The sequence below is a fragment of the Vannielia sp. SX4 genome, assembly GCF_052828525.1.
This window is the reverse complement of sequence record NZ_CM128247.1, coordinates 595,919-611,936: the sequence shown is the minus strand read 5'-3', so window position 1 is coordinate 611,936 and position 16,018 is coordinate 595,919. Positions and strand designations below refer to the sequence as shown.

Here is a 16,018-nt window from a genome sequence, read left to right as displayed (position 1 = left end):
ATGCTGGAGAAAACCCGGGAGGTTTGTCAGGAGTTCAGCAACAAACGGGCGATTTCTGGGCAATTGTGCGGGCGCTCAGTCGGCCCGGCTCACCCGCTTGGTCCGCCCGGTTTCCTGCTTCCACTTCAGCACCGCAAGCCGCGGCTCCCAAGGGTAACGCCGATCTTCACGGGTGGCAATCCAAGTCAGGTGCCCGCCCTCGCGCCAAGGGTCCACCACGATGCCGTCATACATCGAATCCCCCCGCCGCGAGATGATCGAGGTGGAGTGCTCCAGCAGGATCGGATTGCGCGCATGGGCGATGCCGCGATGGATCTCAAGTGTCCGGAATCCTTCGGCATTCAGCGCCTTCTCCATGTCCTCCGCCCAATGGCGGCAGAGCCCGCGCGGCTTGGTTCCGGCGTTCACTTTCATGTTGTGCACCAGCGGCCCGTCTTCGATCTCATAAGCCACCGCCAGCCGCGCCGTCGCCTCGTAACTCACCCGCGCCGCCCGCGCCGCCTCCTCCGGGTCGATCCCCGGCCCGAGTGCCAAGATGGCCTGCTCCAGCCGCGCCACGTCATCGGGGGTGGAGGAGGGGGGAGGCGCACCACAACCCGCAAGCAGAAGGCCCAGCAGCATGGCTCCGACAAGCCACAGCTTTCGTTGGATAATTCCCATCAGTCCCTGCCCTGCGTTTCCCAGCCTCTCCCCGGTGCTAGCCCGCAGGTCGGGCGATGTCGAGACCGGGGCCGAAGCAACCAAACGCCGCTCCGCGAGTTGTGATCGTGAAGCCGCGCCGCAACTGCCGCACCCGGAGACCCTACATGGTGGCCCTGCCCCAGCCCCTCGAACCCGCCGCCCCCGATGTCGTTCCGGGCGAAATCTGCGTGATCGCCAACGCCAAGTCCGGCACCAATGCCCGTGACAGCGAGGCGATCGATCGTGCCTTGGTCGTGTTCGGCACGGCGGCCACGCTCACCCACTGGAGCCCCTCCCAGGACCTGCACCAGATCGTTGAAACCGCGGTCAAAAACGGCGCCCGTACGGTGGTTGCCGCCGGCGGTGACGGCACCGCGATGGCCGTGGCGCAGGCCCTGCTGGGGAGCCCCGCCGCGCTGGCCGTCCTGCCCCTTGGCACCTTCAACTACTTCGCCCGCGGACTCGGCCTGCCACAGGATCCGGAGGCCGCCGCGCAGGCGATCCTGACTGGCCACCGTCACCAGATCACCGTGGGCAAAGTCGGCGACCGGGTGTTCCTCAACAACGCCTCCCTTGGGGTCTACCCCGCGATCCTGAAAGAGCGCGAAACCGTCTACAAACGCTGGGGCCGCCGCCGGATCATGGCGCATTGGTCGGTGCTCAAAACCTTCCTCCGCTTCCAGCGCCCGATGAAGATGCGCCTCACCGCCGATGGCGAAACTCGCGATGTCCGCGCGCCCCTGCTCTTCGTCGCCCGTTCCGCCTACCAGCTTGAGCGCTTCGGGCTGGCCGGCAAGCAGGCGATCTCGGATGACAAGTTCGCCATCCTGATCGGCCGCGCCACCAGCCGCGGCAAGCTCTTCAAGATCACATGGCGGCTGATCACCGGCACTATGCAGGAAGGGCGCGACTATGACCTGGTAATGGCCCGCGATCTGACCGTCGCCACCTCGCGCCCCCGCACGCTGGTTGCCTTCGACGGCGAAAAATCGCGGGAAAAGAGCCCCTTCCACTTTACGATGGCCGATAAGCCGCTGACCATCATCCTGCCCGAGCCGCAATGAGACGCATCCTTCACCTGTCCGATCTGCACTACGGCCGCGACGATGCCGCGCTCGAGGAGCCGCTGCTGGCAACCATCGCCAGCCTGCGGCCTGATCTCGTGGTGATCTCAGGCGATTTCACCCAGCGCGCCCGGCGGCGCCAGTTTGCCGAGGCCGCCGAGTTCGTGGCTCGGATCGAGGCGCCAGTTCTCTCTGTGCCGGGCAATCACGACACCCCGATCGACAATCTCTGGCGCCGCTTCGTCACGCCGTTTCACCGTTACAAGGCCTATATTGACCCGGTGCTCGAACCCTCCGTCGAAGACGATGAAATGCACGTGGTCGGTGTGAACACGGTCAACCGCTTCTCATGGCAACGGGGCCGGTTTTCGCGGCGCACCGCCCGGCGGGTCTGCAACGTTTTTGCGGAGGCTGGCGACAAGCTGAAGGTCGTGGTCGTGCACCACCCGCTGGAGCATGGGCCGACGGTTGAAAAGCGGCTCATGCGTGGGGCCAGCGCCGCGCTTTCGGCGCTTTCGGATTGCGAGGCCGATGTGGTGCTCTCGGGCCATCTGCACACCGCCTCCGCCGCCCCCTTCACCGCCGCGCCGGGGCTGCTCTTCGTGCAGGCCGGCACCGGCCTCTCCACCCGCAGGCGCGGGGAGACCAACAATTTTAACGTGCTGGATGTCGAGGCCGGACGCGTCTCCATCACCACCTGGGGTGCTGACGAGCTCGAGTTCGCCCCCGGCGAAAGCGCGACCTATGCCCGTGGCGCCAACGGGTGGGAGCGGGTCGCGGGCGAAGCCGAGTTCAGCGCCCGCCCGCAGATGGCCCTCGCCTGACCTAGGCTAGTTGGTGCGCGGCAAAAACTCGATCCGGCGGTTCTTGCCCTTGCCTTCGGCGGTGTCATTCGAGGCCACCGGTTTCTCTTCGCCATAGCCCTTTGCCGTCAGCCGCTCCGGCGCAATACCGTTCTCGATGAGGTAATCGGCCACCGACTGCGCGCGGCGCTCCGAGAGGCGCTGGTTGTCGCTGGCCTTGCCCACGCTGTCGGTATGGCCCGCAACCTCTACTTCGATGCCGGGGCAACGGCTGGTGATATCAAGCAATTCCTTCAGCAGCGGCTCGCTCTCCCCCGAGAGCCGGGAGGAGCCGGAAGCGAAGTAGATGTTGCCCGTGCGCGACAAGATCTCGAAACGGCCCTCGCAGGCTTCGGTGCTGAAGTCGCCCTCATCCTCAAGCGCCGCGTTGGTGGCATCCACTGCCCCCTCGCGCCCGCCCGATAGCGGGGTGCCGTTGCTGCCGCGCCGGTCGAACAGAAAGTCGAAGGTCACCGTGGCCGAGGGCACGATATCCACCTTGGCGGCGTCCTCCAGCTTGCCGAGGTTCTCCATCATCCCGAACTCCTCGACCGAGATCGCCACCGGCCGCGCCGTGGCCACCGAGATGCGGTCATCGCTCAGGAGTGTCGCAACGACCTCGGCCACAAGGGTCTTCTTCACACCGTGCAGATCGAGCGAGAAGGGCATGTCGAAGGTCGCGCGCCGGTTCGTCTCCAACTCGCTCAGCATGGCGGGCGTCACCTCTGCCAGCACCACGGCCTCGGGGAACTTGAAGGTCTCGAAGAACAGAAACCGCATGCGGACGTTGCGCAGATCGATCTTGGTATCCACGCTCTCGAGCGCCACCCGGACCTCAGCCTTACCATTTGGAAAGATTTCGCCGGTAAACGTTGCAAAGTCGCTGGATTCAGAGACGACCTCTTTCTTGATCGACTGGAACCGCAGGTTGGAGGCATCGGGATCAAGCAGCCAGCCCGGCTCAAGGGCCCCTTGCTGGGCCTGCGTTTGAGTGACGGCGCCGGTTACGGCGATGAATGCGAGTGCCAGAATAAGGGCGAGACGGCGGATCATGGGGACCTCCCGAGTTGAGGCTGAAAATGGGTCTGTTGCAAATGCCGCCCACGCGGCGGCTCAATTGGGAACGAGAATTGCCCGAAGGCAGAACAGTTGCTAGCGTCCTGATACTAAGCGCAGCAGGCGGAAAGAATGAAAGAAATTCGTGCAGGCCTCGTGATTGGGCTGATTGCCGCCCTTGGCGGGGCATGGGCCGCCGGTGCGCAGCAGGCCGGTGATCCGGCCGTAATCATCCTCGATGTCGAAGAAGACGGGGCGGTTGAAGGGCCCGATGCGCCGGTGGGGCCGGTGCGCTGGGGCGAGGCGCTGATCGGCGGCGCTCCGGAAATTCAGGGCAAGACGATCGAGCAGGTCTTCACCGAGGGCTCGCCGCTGTTTCCGCCGATTGAGGGTCTGCCGGACGAGGTCTGGAAGGACCAGCTCTGCACCAGCTGTCACGAGTGGACGCAGGAGCGCATTTGCGAGCAGGCGACCAATTACCTCGACCCGGCCTTCGCCGACAACCTCGCCAAGGAGCACCCGATGGGCGGCACCTTCAAGGGGAACTTGCGGCTCTGGGCCGAGGATGGGTGCTTGTAGGCGCGGGCCGCTCGATCACGTCAAAGTCGTCGTCCGGGCCGTCGTTCAGCTCGCCCAGAACACGTTCAACGAGGTGCTGGTGCGCGTGACCGGGAAAGGCGGTGCGAAAGCGGCCAATCAGACGGGCGTAGGGATAACCGAGCTCGGAAGCCTTGCAGACCCGGTTTCCGTTCTCGATGTCGTTCAGGGTGAGGCCGCCGCCCGCCGGGCGTAACTCAAAGCCTTTGCGTTGAAGCAGGCACTGTAAGTGCTCCCAGCTCTCTGCGTCGGCGAAGGCTGGAGCGAGGAGGGCGCCGAGGCGCGCGACGAGCCGCTCATCCGCCCTTCGAGGCGTCTTCGCAGGGGTGTGACGACGCCGAAGTTCGCGCCGCACGGCATCCCTGAGCAACTGGCCGACCGAAATATCGGCCCTCTGCGCCTCATCCATGAGGCTCGAAAGCGTGGCGTGGCTGACCTGAAAAGAAATCCGCTGCATCCTCGCAGCGTCAGGCGATTCTGGTTAACGAGGCGTTAAGGCCGGACGGTGCGTTAAAGCCCCGCCTCCGCCGCAATCTCCTTGCGGCTCTTCCGCGCCCGCTCGGTCTCGGACTTCAACTGCCCGCAGGCCGCCATGATGTCCTCACCGCGCGGCGTGCGGATCGGCGAGGCATAGCCCGCCTTGTAGACGATATCGGCAAAGGCCTCGATCCGCTCCCAGCTCGAGCGTTTGTAGGGCGCGCCGGGCCACTCGTTGAACGGGATCAGATTGATCTTGGCCGGGATGCCGGAGATCAGCTTCACCAGCCGCTTCGCATCTGCGTCACTGTCATTCACCCCGTCGAGCATGACGTACTCAAAGGTGATCCGCTCCGAGTTGCTAAGCCGCGGATACTCCCGCAGGGCATTCAGCAGTGTCTCGATGTTCCACCGCTTGTTGATCGGCACCAGCCTGTCGCGCACCTCGTCGGTGGTGGCATGGAAGCTCACCGCCAGCAGGCAGCCGATCTCTTCGGCGCATTTGGCGATCTCCGGCACAACGCCGGAGGTTGACAGCGTGATCCGGCGGCGGCTCAGAGAGATCCCCTCGCCGTCCATCGCGATCTTCATCGCATCCCGCACGGCATCGAAGTTGTAGAGCGGCTCGCCCATGCCCATCAGCACGATGTTCGAGAGCAGGCGCGGCCCGTTCTCGTCGGAGCCCTTGCCCGGTTCCGGCCACTCGCCCAGATCGTCACGGGCCAGCATCACCTGCCCCACGATCTCGCCCGCGGTCAGGTTGCGCACCAGCTTCTGGGTGCCGGTGTGGCAGAACGAGCAGGTCAGTGTGCAGCCAACCTGGGAAGAGATGCAGAGCGTCCCGCGATCTTCCTCGGGAATGTAAACGGTTTCCACCTCATGCCCGCCAGCGATCCGCACAAGGTACTTGCGGGTGCCATCAGCGCTCACCTCGCGCTTCACCACCTCGGGAATGGCGATCTCAAAGTGCTCGTCCAGCTCGGCGCGGAACGCCTTCGAGAGGTTGGTCATCGCGTCCCAGTCGCGCACGCCCCACTGGTAAACCCACTGCCAGATCTGGTTCACCCTCATCCGCACCTGCTTGTCGGCCACGCCAATGGAGCGCAGCGCCTCGGCGAGGCCTTCGCGGGTCAGGCCGACGATGTTGCGCTTTCCGCCCTCGGGCAGCTTGCGGGGTATCGTTGCCACGTCTTGCGTGATCGGGGCATTGGCCTCGGTCATGGGAGTCTCCGGCTTTCGGGTTCAAGCCGTGCACATAGGGCGGCACGGCCCTTATTGCAAAGGTTTTCTCCTAAAGGCCGAAGCGGCGGGAGATCTCCTGAAGCGCTTCCTGCTGGCGCGGGCCAAGGCTGGCCCCGTCCGCCCCAGCGGCCGTGTTGAGCACCGCCATCAGCGGCTGAAGCTCGCTCTGGCCGCCCATGGAGATCAGCTTTTTCACGATCCGGCTGATCGCGGCATCGGCGGAGCCGCACTGCCCAACCAGCCAGCGGCCCAGAACGGCGGCCTCTTCGGCCCCGTTCAGATCGACCCGGTATGCCTTTTGCAGCCCTTGCAGAATGCCCATGCGCTGGCCGCGTGTGGGCAGGTCATCAAGCGAAATGAAAGCCTCGGCTATGCCCGCTGCCGCAACGACAGGCTCCTCGATGCCATCGACCGGATGCTCCCGTTTCCGCAGCTTGTAGCCGAACCGCCGGGCGGCGGCGCGCACATCGCCTGCGGCATTCATCAGCTCTCCGGCCATGTCGGCAGCGCCCTTGGCGCGGATGTACCAGACATAGGCCGCCGTCAGCAGCGCGATGGCTCCGAGAATGAAAGGCAAGGCAATGACTCCACACAGAAAATTGCTGCGAGGAGCCTAAGCCGAAAATCGAGCGCTGATCAACCGCCGCAGCGTTGCTCGGCCTCTTCGATCGCCGCAGTGAGGCCCAGAAGCGAGAAGGTGTCCTCGGTGCGGGTGCCCCGGCTGGACCGGGCCGAAAGCTTGGCCTCGGCACCGCGCTTCATGGCGGTGAGGATCTTGGCATCATCCTGCGGGCTGGCCGACCAGGCCCATTCGCCCTCGGTGAAGAGCTCGAACTGGGTGCCGCCAATATCCAGCGTCACCGTGGAGCCACCAGCAAACGGGTAACCGCCGGTGAAGCTCACCTCTCCCGCACCATTGCCGGGGCGGAACGTGACGAAGAGCAGGATGTCACTCCGGCGCACGGCCACGACACGGCCATCGCGGGTGTTGACGGTTTCCTTGGGGGCCGAAACGCTCCAGCACTCCTTGGGGTCATCCTCGACGAACACCGACCAGTCGGTCTTTGCCGCCACGCGGTTGTCGCTCTCCTGCGCAAAGCCGGCGCCCGCGCCCATTGCAAGTCCGCCAGCCACGAGGCCAGCCAAAATCCGGTTGTTCATGTGTCCCACAGCCTCCAGCTGCCTCTGCCTCAAGCCTTCGCCTTTCCTTGCAGGCGGCGAATGTCTTTTCAACTTGCTCTGGCTCAATGTAACGTGATTTTCCGTAACTGCGAAAGCCCCGTTGGCAGAATTTCGCTGACATTCCGGAGAGGTGAGGCATGCAGGCAGAGCTGCTGGTCGAGGTAACACGAGGTGGTGAGGTGGAATCGGTCCACCACGGCCATATCGCGGTGGTGAACGCCGCGGGAGAGGTGGTGGATGGGCGCGGTGCACCCGGCCTGCCAGTCTATCCGCGCTCGGCGGCCAAGATGATTCAGGCGCTGCCACTGGTGCGCTCCGGCGCGGCGGCGGCGCGGCACCTCGGAAGCGAGCAGCTTGCGCTCTCCTGCGCCTCGCACAACGGTGCGCTGATCCACACCAAACCCGTCGCCCGCTGGCTGGCCGCGCTCGAACTCGGCGAGGCAGACCTGCGCTGCGGCCCACAGATGCCCGATGACCGCCCGGCCCGCGAAGGGCTGATCAAGACCGATGAGTCCCCCTGCCAGTTTCACAACAACTGCTCGGGCAAACACGCGGGCTTTCTGACCCTGAACAGCCACCTCGGCGGCGGGCCGGAGTACCACGAGGTCGATCACCCGGTGCAGCAGGCCGCTCTCGCTGCGTGGGAAGACATCTGCGACGAGGCGACAGCAGGCTACGGGATCGACGGTTGCTCGGCCCCGAACTTCCGCAGCTCTGTCACCGCGATGGCCCGCGCGATGGCCAAGTTCGCGGTGGCTGCCGAAGGCTCGGCTGAGCAACAGCTGCGCGATGCGATGATGGCCCACCCCGAGCTTGTGGCCGGTGAAGGCCGGGCCTGCACCGAGATGATGCGGGCGGCAAAGGGCAAGGCGGCCGTGAAGACCGGGGCCGAGGGTTACTTCACCGCGATCCTGCCGGAGCAGGGCCTTGGCATCGCGCTGAAGGTGGCGGATGGCACGACCCGCGCGGCAGAATGCGCGATGGCCGCGCTGCTGGTGAAATACGGCGTGTTGGATCGGAATGATCCGGCTGTGCTTAAGCGCTGGGGGCCCATGACCAACCGGCGCAACATCGAAGTGGGTGAGGTCCGGCCCGCGTTCTGATCAGGCGGAAAGACGAACCCCGACCTACCCCGCGAACTCCGATTTCGCGTAGCCTTGGAGGTAGAGCAGCGCCGTCAGGTCGCCGTGATCCACGCGCACATCGCATTGCGCAGCAACGGTGGGCTTGGCGTGCAGGGCCACACCAATGCCCGCCGTATCCAGCATCGGCAGGTCGTTCGCCCCGTCACCCACGGCGATGGCATCGAGGTTGCTCAGGCCCAGGCCGCTGGCGATATCCATCAGCGCCTCGACCTTCGCATCGCTCCCGAGCGCAGGCTTTTGAACCTTGCCGCTCAGGCTCTCGCCCTCGGTCAGCAGCACATTGGCGCGGTGCTCGTCAAAGCCAAGCTCTGCGGCGACCTTTGCGGTAAAGGCAGTGAACCCGCCAGAGACCAGCGCCGTGCGGGCCCCATTGGCCCTCATCGTTGCCAGCAGCACCTTGCCGCCAGGCCGGTAGCTGATCCGCTCGGCCAGCACCTTGTCGATCACGCTCACCGGCAGCCCCTGCAGCAGGCTCACCCGCTCATCCAGCGCCTCGAAGAAGTCCAGCTCGCCATTCATCGCCCGCGCGGTGATTGCCGCCACCCGCTCGCCCACGCCTGCTTCGGCGGCAAGCTCGTCGATGCACTCCTGCTCGATCATGGTGGAGTCCATGTCGGCTAGCAGGAGCCGCTTCTTGCGCCCCTCGCCGGGCAGGATGTTGAGATCCACCCCCATCGCGCGCATCTCGGTGCTGACCTCGAGCGCGTTGGTCGGCAAGGCACCAAGCAGCTCGAACTCAGCCGCCTCGTCAGGCGCAAGCCACTGCACATCGCCACCGCCCCATGCGTTGCGCAGGGCGACCACGGCCGCCGGGTCCAGCCCGCCGGGGCGGGCAATCAAAGACGCAATGAACATCAAACGGGCTCCGAAATGTCGATTCGCGCGCCATAGAACATTTGGCAGGGGGGCTTGGCCAGTGCTCCGCTTCAAACCGGGTCGGGCGAGCGGCACTCTCCTTAAACGGGAATCAGCAATGGAGTGCAGCATGAAGCTCGGAATCGTCGGGGCCGGAATGGTCGGGAGTGCGGCGGCCTATGCCTGCGGGTTGCTCGGCCAAGCGCGGCACATCGTGCTGGTCGATACCAACGCCGCCCTTGCCCGCGCTCAGGCCGAGGACATTGCACACGCCATGCCTTTTGCCTCGGCCTGCACTTTGGAGGCCGGAGGGTTCGACGCGCTGGCCGGTGCCGACGTGGTGATCATCGCGGCCGGTGTGGCGCAAAAGTCCGGCGAGTCGCGGCTCGATCTGCTGGCGCGAAACGCCGCGGTTTTCAGGGAGGTGTTGGAGGGGATCACCCGCCACGCGCCCGACGCGCTCCTGCTCATTGCCTCCAACCCGGTCGACATCATGACCGGCATCACCACCCGCCTCGCAGGCCTGCAGCCGGCCCGCGTCATCGGCTCTGGCACCATTCTCGACACCGCCCGCTTCCGCCATCTTCTGGGCAGCGAACTCGGCGTCGACCCGCGCTCGGTCCATGCCTATGTGCTGGGTGAGCACGGCGACAGCGAAGTGCTGGCCTGGTCCTCGGCCCGTGTCGGCGCGCTGCCGCTCGAGGAGGTCGCGGCGCAGGTGGGCCGGCCGTTGGGCCGCGAGGCCCGCGACCGGATTGACGAGGGCGTGCGCCGCGCCGCCTACACCATCATCGAGGGCAAGGGGGCCACATGGTATGGCATCGGCGCCGGGCTGGCCCGGCTGGTCGAGGCCGTTGGGGGCGACGAGGCCTCGGTGCATTCTGTCTCCATCCTCACGCCCCATGTGGCGGGGGTGCAAGAGGTGCCGCTCTCGCTGCCCCGCCTCATCGGGGCCAAGGGCGTCTTGGCCGACCTGCCGCCCGAACTTTCGCCACAAGAAACCGCCGATCTCGCCCGCAGCGCCAAACTCCTCAAAGACACGCTGGACGCGTTGCCGCTCGACTAGCCCTGTTTCCGATCGGAACATCCGCCGCCGCTTTTGCCACCTGACCTGTCACATCCGCGCGATTTTCCGGCTTGCGCGCCACCTGGCACCTCTCTACATGCGGCGGCGGGACACCTCTCCCCAACGAGAGGCATATATCTGGAAGGATACCAGCAATGGCTATCGAAGCACCGGCAGCGCGCCCGGCCAATCCGCGCTTTTCCTCTGGCCCCTGTGCCAAAATCCCCACTTTCTCGCTCGACAAGCTTTCTGACGCCGCTCTTGGCCGGTCGCATCGCGCCGCCGTGGGCAAGGCGAAGCTGAAAGCCGCCATCGAGACCACCCGCGAGATCCTCGGCATCCCGGCGGATTACCGCATCGGCATCGTGCCCGCCTCAGACACCGGGGCGGTTGAAATGGCCATGTGGAACCTGCTCGGCGCCCGCAAAGCCACCATGATTGCATGGGAGAGCTTTGGCGCGGGCTGGGTGACCGACGTGGTCAAGCAACTGAAAATCGACGCCGAGGTGAAGACCGCCGACTACGGTGAGATCGTCGATTTCGCCGAGGTCGACTTTGACACTGACGTGGTCTTCACCTGGAACGGCACCACCTCGGGCGTGCGCGTACCGAATGGCGATGCGATCCCGACGGACCGCGAAGGCCTGACGATCTGTGACGCCACCTCCGCCGCCTTCGCGATGGACCTGCCTTGGGACAAGCTCGATGTCACCACCTTCTCCTGGCAGAAGGTGCTCGGCGGCGAAGCGGCCCATGGGATGCTGGTGCTCAGCCCCCGCGCCGTCGAACGGCTCGAGAGCTACACCCCGGCATGGCCGCTGCCCAAGATCTTCCGACTCACCAAGGGCGGCAAGCTGATCGAGGGTGTCTTCGTCGGCGAGACCATCAACACGCCGTCGATGCTGGCCGTCGAGGATTATCTCGTTGCGCTCGAGTGGGCCAAATCCGTGGGCGGGCAGAAAGGCCTGATTGCCCGCGCCAATGCCAATGCGCAGGCCATCCACACGTTCTGCGAGAGCCGCGACTGGATCGCCAACCTCGCCACCGACCCGGCGACGCGCTCCAACACCAGCGTGTGCCTCAAGTTCACCGACGACCAGATCACCGATGGCGCCGCCTTCGCCAAGGCCGTGGCCAAGCGGCTGGGCGACGAGAACGTGGCGCTCGACGTGGGTGCCTACCGCGATGCCCCTCCGGGCCTGCGTATCTGGTGCGGTGGCACGGTTGAGACCTCCGACATCGAGGCGATGCTGCCTTGGCTCGAATGGGCCTTCGAAGCTGAAATCGCCGCGCTGACGGAAGCCGCCTGACCCTGCCCCGGGGTGCGCCATGACTGCGCACCCGACGGGCACCGCAACAAACTTAGGGTGCGCAGTCATCGCGCACCTTCCCCCCACATCCATACGACAGGACCAAACCCATGGCCCCCAAAGTTCTCGTCTCCGACAAGCTCTCGGAAACCGCCGTCCAGATCTTCCGCGACCGCGGCATCGAGGTCGACTTCATGCCGGAACTCGGCAAAGACAAGGAAAAGCTCGCCGAGGTGATCGGCCAGTATGACGGCCTCGCCATCCGCTCTGCCACCAAGGTGACTGCTAAGCTGCTGGAGCATGCCACCAACCTCAAGGTCGTCGGCCGCGCCGGGATCGGCACCGACAACGTCGACAAGGAAGCCGCCTCCAAGAAGGGCGTGATCGTGATGAATACGCCCTTCGGCAACATGATCACCACCGCCGAGCACGCCATCGCGCTGATGTTCGCCGTGGCCCGCCAGTTGCCCGAGGCCTCGCAATCGACCCACGCTGGCAAGTGGGAGAAGAGCAAGTTCATGGGCGTCGAACTCACCGGCAAGACGCTGGGCGTGATCGGCGCAGGCAACATCGGCGGTATCGTCTGCGACCGGGCGCGCGGGCTGCACATGAAGGTGCTGGCCTACGATCCGTTCCTGACGGAGGAGAAGGCCGACAAGATGGGCGTGCACAAGGTCGAGCTGGAAGAGCTGCTCGCCAAGGCCGATTTCATCACCCTGCACGTGCCGCTCACCGACCAGACCCGCAACATCCTCTCGGCCGAAAACCTCGCCAAGACCAAGAAGGGCGTGCGGATCATCAACTGCGCCCGCGGCGGACTGGTGGACGAGGCCGCTCTGGCCGAACTGCTGAAGTCGGGCCACGTGGCCGGTGCCGCCTTCGACGTGTTCGCCGAAGAACCCGCCACCGAAAACGTACTGTTCAACCTGCCAAACGTGGTCTGCACCCCGCACCTCGGCGCCTCTACCTCGGAAGCGCAGGAAAACGTAGCCCTGCAAGTGGCCGAGCAGATGTCGAACTACCTGCTCGACGGCGCGGTTGAGAACGCGCTGAACATGCCCTCGATGACCGCCGAAGAGGCCAAGGTCATGGGCCCGTGGGTCAAGCTCGCCGACCACCTTGGCAGCTTCATCGGCCAGATGACCGACGAGCCGATCAAGGCGATCAACATCCTCTACGATGGTGTCGTGTCCACCATGAACCTGCCCGCGCTGAACTGCTCGGTCGTTGCGGGCATCATGAAAAAGGCCAACCCGGATGTGAACCTTGTGAGCGCGCCGGTGATAGCCAAGGAGCGCGGCGTGAAGATCTCCACCACCAGCCAAGACAAGGCCGGCGCCTTTGATGGCTACATCAAGGTGACCGTGGTGACCGACCTGCGCGAGCGTTCCATCGCGGGCACCGTCTTCTCCGATGGCAAGCCGCGGTTCATCCAGATCAAGGGCATCAACATCGACGCCGAGATCGGCGCACACATGCTCTACACCACCAACAAGGACGTGCCCGGCATCATCGGCACCCTCGGCCAGACGCTTGGCACCAACGGTGTGAACATCGCCAACTTTACCCTTGGGCGCTCCTCGGTGGGTAAGGACGCCATCGCTCTGCTCTATGTGGATGACCGGGTGCCTGATGATGTGCTGAAGAAACTCGCCGACACGGCGCTCTTCCAGTCCATCAAGCCGCTGCAATTCGACGTGGCCTGACGGCTCTTCTGAACGACTTGAGGGGGCGGCGCTGAGTGGTTCGGCACCGCCCCTTTCATTTTCACCGCCGGCAAATTCTTGCGCGGGAGGTTGACCCTTTCCGTCGCCGTGGTATCCCCCGCCCAAGGGCGATGCTGGCGCCCGGACATCTGTAAAAGGTCGAAGCGGTATGCGCGTTTACGCGATTGGCGACATCCATGGTCACCTGGACAAGCTGAAAGCTGTCCATGCCCTCATCGAGGCCGACCGCACACGCACGGGCGACAGCGATGCGCTGGTGGTGCATGTCGGCGACCTCGTGGACAGGGGGCCGGATTCGGCGGGCGTGCTGGGTTACCTCGCCAAGGGTGTGGCGCAGGGCAAGCCTTGGGTGATCCTGAAGGGCAACCATGACCGGATGATGCGCCGCTTCCTCGAGCCGGACCGCCTGCGTGACCCGTCCCGCCCCGATCTGCACTGGCTGCAACCCAACATCGGCGGGCGCAGCACGCTGGAAAGCTACGGGATCGATACCGACCCAGCCCGCGGCAAGGAGGCGATCCACCGCGATGCCCGGGCCGCGGTGCCCGAAGCCCATGTGGCGCTGCTGGATGGCATGGCGACCCATCACCTGATGCCGGGGTTGTTCTTTGTGCACGCAGGCGTGCGGCCGGGTGTGAGATTTGCCAATCAGGTCGAGGATGACCTTGTCTGGATCAGGGAGCCGTTTCTCTCTGACCCGCGCGATCACGGGCGGCTGGTTGTGCATGGCCACAGCCCGGTGGCCGCCGCCACGCATTACGGCAACCGGCTCAACATCGACAGCGCGGCAGCCTATGGCGGGCCGCTCTCTGCGGTTGTGATTGAGGGCGAAGATCTCTCAGTGTCGCTGCTGACCGAGGCCGGCCGCAGCCCTCTTGTACCGGTTCACGCAGCAATCGGCTGATAGCCCCCACCCTAAATTTGGCCGCTCGTCCCTACGTTTGAGCCGCCTCCATTCGGCGGCAGCCCCCTTCGCAAAGAGAAACCCCGGGCGCTTTCACGCCCGGGGCTGGTTCCAGACTGTCCCGGAAGGGGAGGTCAGCCTTTTGCGAACTCCGGATAGGCTTCCATGCCAAGCTCGGTGGTGTCGAGACCGGTGATCTCGTCTTCCTCGCTGACGCGGATGCCCATGATGGCCTTCAGGATGAACCAGATCACGCCGCTCACCACGAAGACGAAGATGCCCACGATCAGGATGGCTTTGATCTGCACACCGAGGGAGGCGTCACCGTTGGTGATGCACACGGCCAGCGTGCCCCAGATGCCGGCGAAGAGGTGCACCGGGATGGCGCCCACAACGTCGTCGATCTTCAGCTTGTCAAGGAACGGCACAGCGAAGACCACGATCACACCGCCCACGGCACCGATCAGGGTGGCCGCGCCGAGACCCGGGGTCAGCGGTTCAGCAGTGATCGACACGAGGCCGGCCAGAGCACCGTTGAGCACCATCGTCAGATCGACCTTCTTGTAGAGGATCTGGGTCAGGACCATCGCCGCGAGAGCACCGCCGGCAGCCGCCGTGTTGGTGTTGGCGAAGATGCGGGAGATGTCAGCCACGTTGCCTGCAGTGTCCATGTAGAGCTGCGAGCCGCCGTTGAAGCCGAACCAGCCGAGCCACAGGATGAACGTACCCAGAGTGGCGAGGGTCAGGTTGGAGCCGGGCATCGGATGCACGCGGCCGTCCTTGTACTTGCCAAGACGCGGGCCAAGGATGAGCGCGCCAGCAAGCGCTGCCCAGCCACCAGTGGAGTGCACCACGGTCGAACCGGCGAAGTCGAGAAAGTCGGTCACGCCCTCGGCGCCGGGCGCCAGGAAGCCGCCGCCCCATTTCCAGGAGGCCTGGATCGGGTAGATGAACGCGGTCAGCAGGATCACGAAGATCAGGAAGGGCCACAGCTTGATGCGCTCGGCCAGCGTGCCCGAAACGATCGAAGCGGTGGTGGCACAGAACATCAGTTGGAAGAAGAAGTCGGAGCCGACGGAGGCATAGGTCAGGTCGGTTTCCGTTTCAGCCAGGCCAACGGCTTCAAGCACGGCAGGGCCGAAGGCACCGAGGTAGCCCTCGGAGATCCAGCCATCGCCGGGGTACATCAGGTTGTAGCCGACGAGGTAGTAGGCGAGCGAGGCGATCGAGAAGAGCGCCATGTTCTTGGTCAGCTGCATCGTCACGTTCTTCTGGCGCACGAGGCCGGCCTCGAGCATCGAGAAGCCCGCGGCCATCCAGAACACCAGGAAGCCGGTGACGAGGAACATGAAGGTGGTGAAGATATAGCCGATTTCGCCATTGGGCGGCGTCATGTCGGCTTCGGCCTCCTGCGCGAAACCCATGGCGGGCAGCGCGATCGCTGCCGTCAGGGCCGCGGCGGCCGGGATATATTTGCGGAATTGCATCTTGTCAGAGTCCCCTATCTGTCCGCGCTCAAAGCGCTTCGTCGTTGGTTTCGCCGGTGCGGACGCGCACGGCCTGGTTCACATCCAGGACGAAGATCTTGCCGTCGCCAATCTTGTCGGTCTTCGCGGTGGTCTGGATCGTCTCCACCACCTGGTCGGCCATGGCGGCGGAGACCACGATCTCCAGCTTGACCTTGGGCACGAAGTTCACGGCATATTCGGCGCCGCGGTAGATTTCGGTGTGGCCGGACTGAGAGCCGAAGCCCTTGATCTCGGTCACCATCATTCCGCGCACGCCGATGGCGGTCAGCGCCTCGCGGACCTCCTCCAGCTTGAACGGCTTGATAGCTGCAATGATGAGTTTCACGTTTGTCCCCTTCCTT

At 64.9% G+C, this 16,018-nt stretch carries 17 protein-coding genes; 8 read left to right on the top strand and 9 right to left on the bottom strand.

The window, feature by feature from the left end:
- Positions 1-75: 75 nt before the first annotated feature.
- Positions 76-660: a hypothetical protein gene (locus tag ACUXVX_RS03065; protein ID WP_261385387.1), complete on the bottom strand. Its 585-nt coding sequence runs from the start codon at positions 658-660 to the stop codon at positions 76-78.
- A gap of 146 nt (positions 661-806) precedes the next feature.
- Between ACUXVX_RS03065 and ACUXVX_RS03060 the strand changes: the two genes are divergently transcribed.
- Positions 807-1,745 (top strand): diacylglycerol/lipid kinase family protein, encoded by a 939-nt coding sequence (locus tag ACUXVX_RS03060; RefSeq protein WP_446310311.1) that lies wholly within the window; start codon positions 807-809, stop codon positions 1,743-1,745.
- On the top strand, positions 1,742-2,569 hold the full coding sequence (locus ACUXVX_RS03055; RefSeq protein WP_446310310.1) for a metallophosphoesterase family protein: 828 nt from the start codon (positions 1,742-1,744) through the stop codon (positions 2,567-2,569). The genes ACUXVX_RS03060 and ACUXVX_RS03055 overlap by 4 nt, the downstream gene beginning before the upstream one ends.
- Positions 2,570-2,575: 6 nt before the next feature.
- Here ACUXVX_RS03055 and ACUXVX_RS03050 read toward each other — a convergent pair whose 3' ends face one another.
- A complete protein-coding gene (locus tag ACUXVX_RS03050; RefSeq protein ID WP_446310309.1) occupies positions 2,576-3,640 on the bottom strand; it encodes an OmpA family protein in 1,065 nt (354 codons plus the stop codon).
- A gap of 135 nt (positions 3,641-3,775) precedes the next feature.
- Between ACUXVX_RS03050 and ACUXVX_RS03045 the strand changes: the two genes are divergently transcribed.
- Entirely contained in the window at positions 3,776-4,222 is a 447-nt protein-coding gene (locus ACUXVX_RS03045) for a hypothetical protein (protein ID WP_446310308.1), read from the top strand.
- On the opposite strand, the gene ACUXVX_RS03040 is transcribed toward ACUXVX_RS03045, so the two are convergent.
- The 4 genes from ACUXVX_RS03040 to ACUXVX_RS03025 all read right to left on the bottom strand — a co-directional run bounded on the left by ACUXVX_RS03040 (position 4,179) and on the right by ACUXVX_RS03025 (position 7,120).
- Positions 4,179-4,697 carry a hypothetical protein gene (locus ACUXVX_RS03040; RefSeq protein ID WP_446310307.1) on the bottom strand — a complete coding sequence of 173 codons (519 nt, stop codon included), beginning with the start codon at positions 4,695-4,697 and terminating at the stop codon, positions 4,179-4,181. The two genes, ACUXVX_RS03045 and ACUXVX_RS03040, sit on opposite strands and share 44 nt — an antisense overlap.
- A 53-nt stretch (positions 4,698-4,750) precedes the next feature.
- A complete protein-coding gene (gene rlmN, locus ACUXVX_RS03035) occupies positions 4,751-5,938 on the bottom strand; it encodes a 23S rRNA (adenine(2503)-C(2))-methyltransferase RlmN (RefSeq protein ID WP_446310306.1) in 1,188 nt (395 codons plus the stop codon).
- A gap of 70 nt (positions 5,939-6,008) precedes the next feature.
- Positions 6,009-6,536, bottom strand: a complete 528-nt coding sequence (locus ACUXVX_RS03030; RefSeq protein ID WP_222495983.1) for a hypothetical protein — start codon at positions 6,534-6,536, stop codon at positions 6,009-6,011.
- Between the two features lie 59 nt (positions 6,537-6,595).
- Positions 6,596-7,120, bottom strand: a complete 525-nt coding sequence (locus tag ACUXVX_RS03025; RefSeq protein ID WP_222471138.1) for an invasion associated locus B family protein — start codon at positions 7,118-7,120, stop codon at positions 6,596-6,598.
- 158 nt (positions 7,121-7,278) lie between these two features.
- On the opposite strand from ACUXVX_RS03025, the gene ACUXVX_RS03020 reads away from it, so the two are divergent.
- On the top strand, positions 7,279-8,244 hold the full coding sequence (locus tag ACUXVX_RS03020; protein ID WP_446310305.1) for an asparaginase: 966 nt from the start codon (positions 7,279-7,281) through the stop codon (positions 8,242-8,244).
- A 24-nt stretch (positions 8,245-8,268) separates the two neighbouring features.
- On the opposite strand, the gene serB is transcribed toward ACUXVX_RS03020, so the two are convergent.
- Positions 8,269-9,141 (bottom strand): phosphoserine phosphatase SerB, encoded by an 873-nt coding sequence (gene serB, locus ACUXVX_RS03015; protein ID WP_446310304.1) that lies wholly within the window; start codon positions 9,139-9,141, stop codon positions 8,269-8,271.
- A gap of 130 nt (positions 9,142-9,271) precedes the next feature.
- On the opposite strand from serB, the gene ACUXVX_RS03010 reads away from it, so the two are divergent.
- The 4 genes from ACUXVX_RS03010 (at position 9,272) to ACUXVX_RS02995 (ending at position 14,148) form a co-directional block, all read left to right on the top strand.
- Positions 9,272-10,207: an L-lactate dehydrogenase gene (locus ACUXVX_RS03010; RefSeq protein ID WP_446310303.1), complete on the top strand. Its 936-nt coding sequence runs from the start codon at positions 9,272-9,274 to the stop codon at positions 10,205-10,207.
- Between the two features lie 155 nt (positions 10,208-10,362).
- Positions 10,363-11,517 carry a phosphoserine transaminase gene (locus tag ACUXVX_RS03005; RefSeq protein ID WP_446310302.1) on the top strand — a complete coding sequence of 385 codons (1,155 nt, stop codon included), beginning with the start codon at positions 10,363-10,365 and terminating at the stop codon, positions 11,515-11,517.
- A gap of 110 nt (positions 11,518-11,627) precedes the next feature.
- Positions 11,628-13,223, top strand: coding sequence for a phosphoglycerate dehydrogenase (gene serA / locus ACUXVX_RS03000; RefSeq protein WP_222495989.1), 1,596 nt, complete (start codon positions 11,628-11,630; stop codon positions 13,221-13,223).
- Between the two features lie 169 nt (positions 13,224-13,392).
- The gene (locus ACUXVX_RS02995) at positions 13,393-14,148 is read left to right on the top strand and encodes a metallophosphoesterase (protein ID WP_446310301.1); all 756 of its coding nucleotides are present in this window, start codon (positions 13,393-13,395) and stop codon (positions 14,146-14,148) included.
- Between the two features lie 134 nt (positions 14,149-14,282).
- Here ACUXVX_RS02995 and ACUXVX_RS02990 read toward each other — a convergent pair whose 3' ends face one another.
- Together ACUXVX_RS02990 and ACUXVX_RS02985 are read right to left on the bottom strand one after the other, a co-directional pair.
- On the bottom strand, positions 14,283-15,635 hold the full coding sequence (locus ACUXVX_RS02990; protein WP_222471145.1) for an ammonium transporter: 1,353 nt from the start codon (positions 15,633-15,635) through the stop codon (positions 14,283-14,285).
- A gap of 28 nt (positions 15,636-15,663) precedes the next feature.
- Positions 15,664-16,002, bottom strand: coding sequence for a P-II family nitrogen regulator (locus tag ACUXVX_RS02985; RefSeq protein WP_222471146.1), 339 nt, complete (start codon positions 16,000-16,002; stop codon positions 15,664-15,666).
- Positions 16,003-16,018 lie beyond the last annotated feature (16 nt).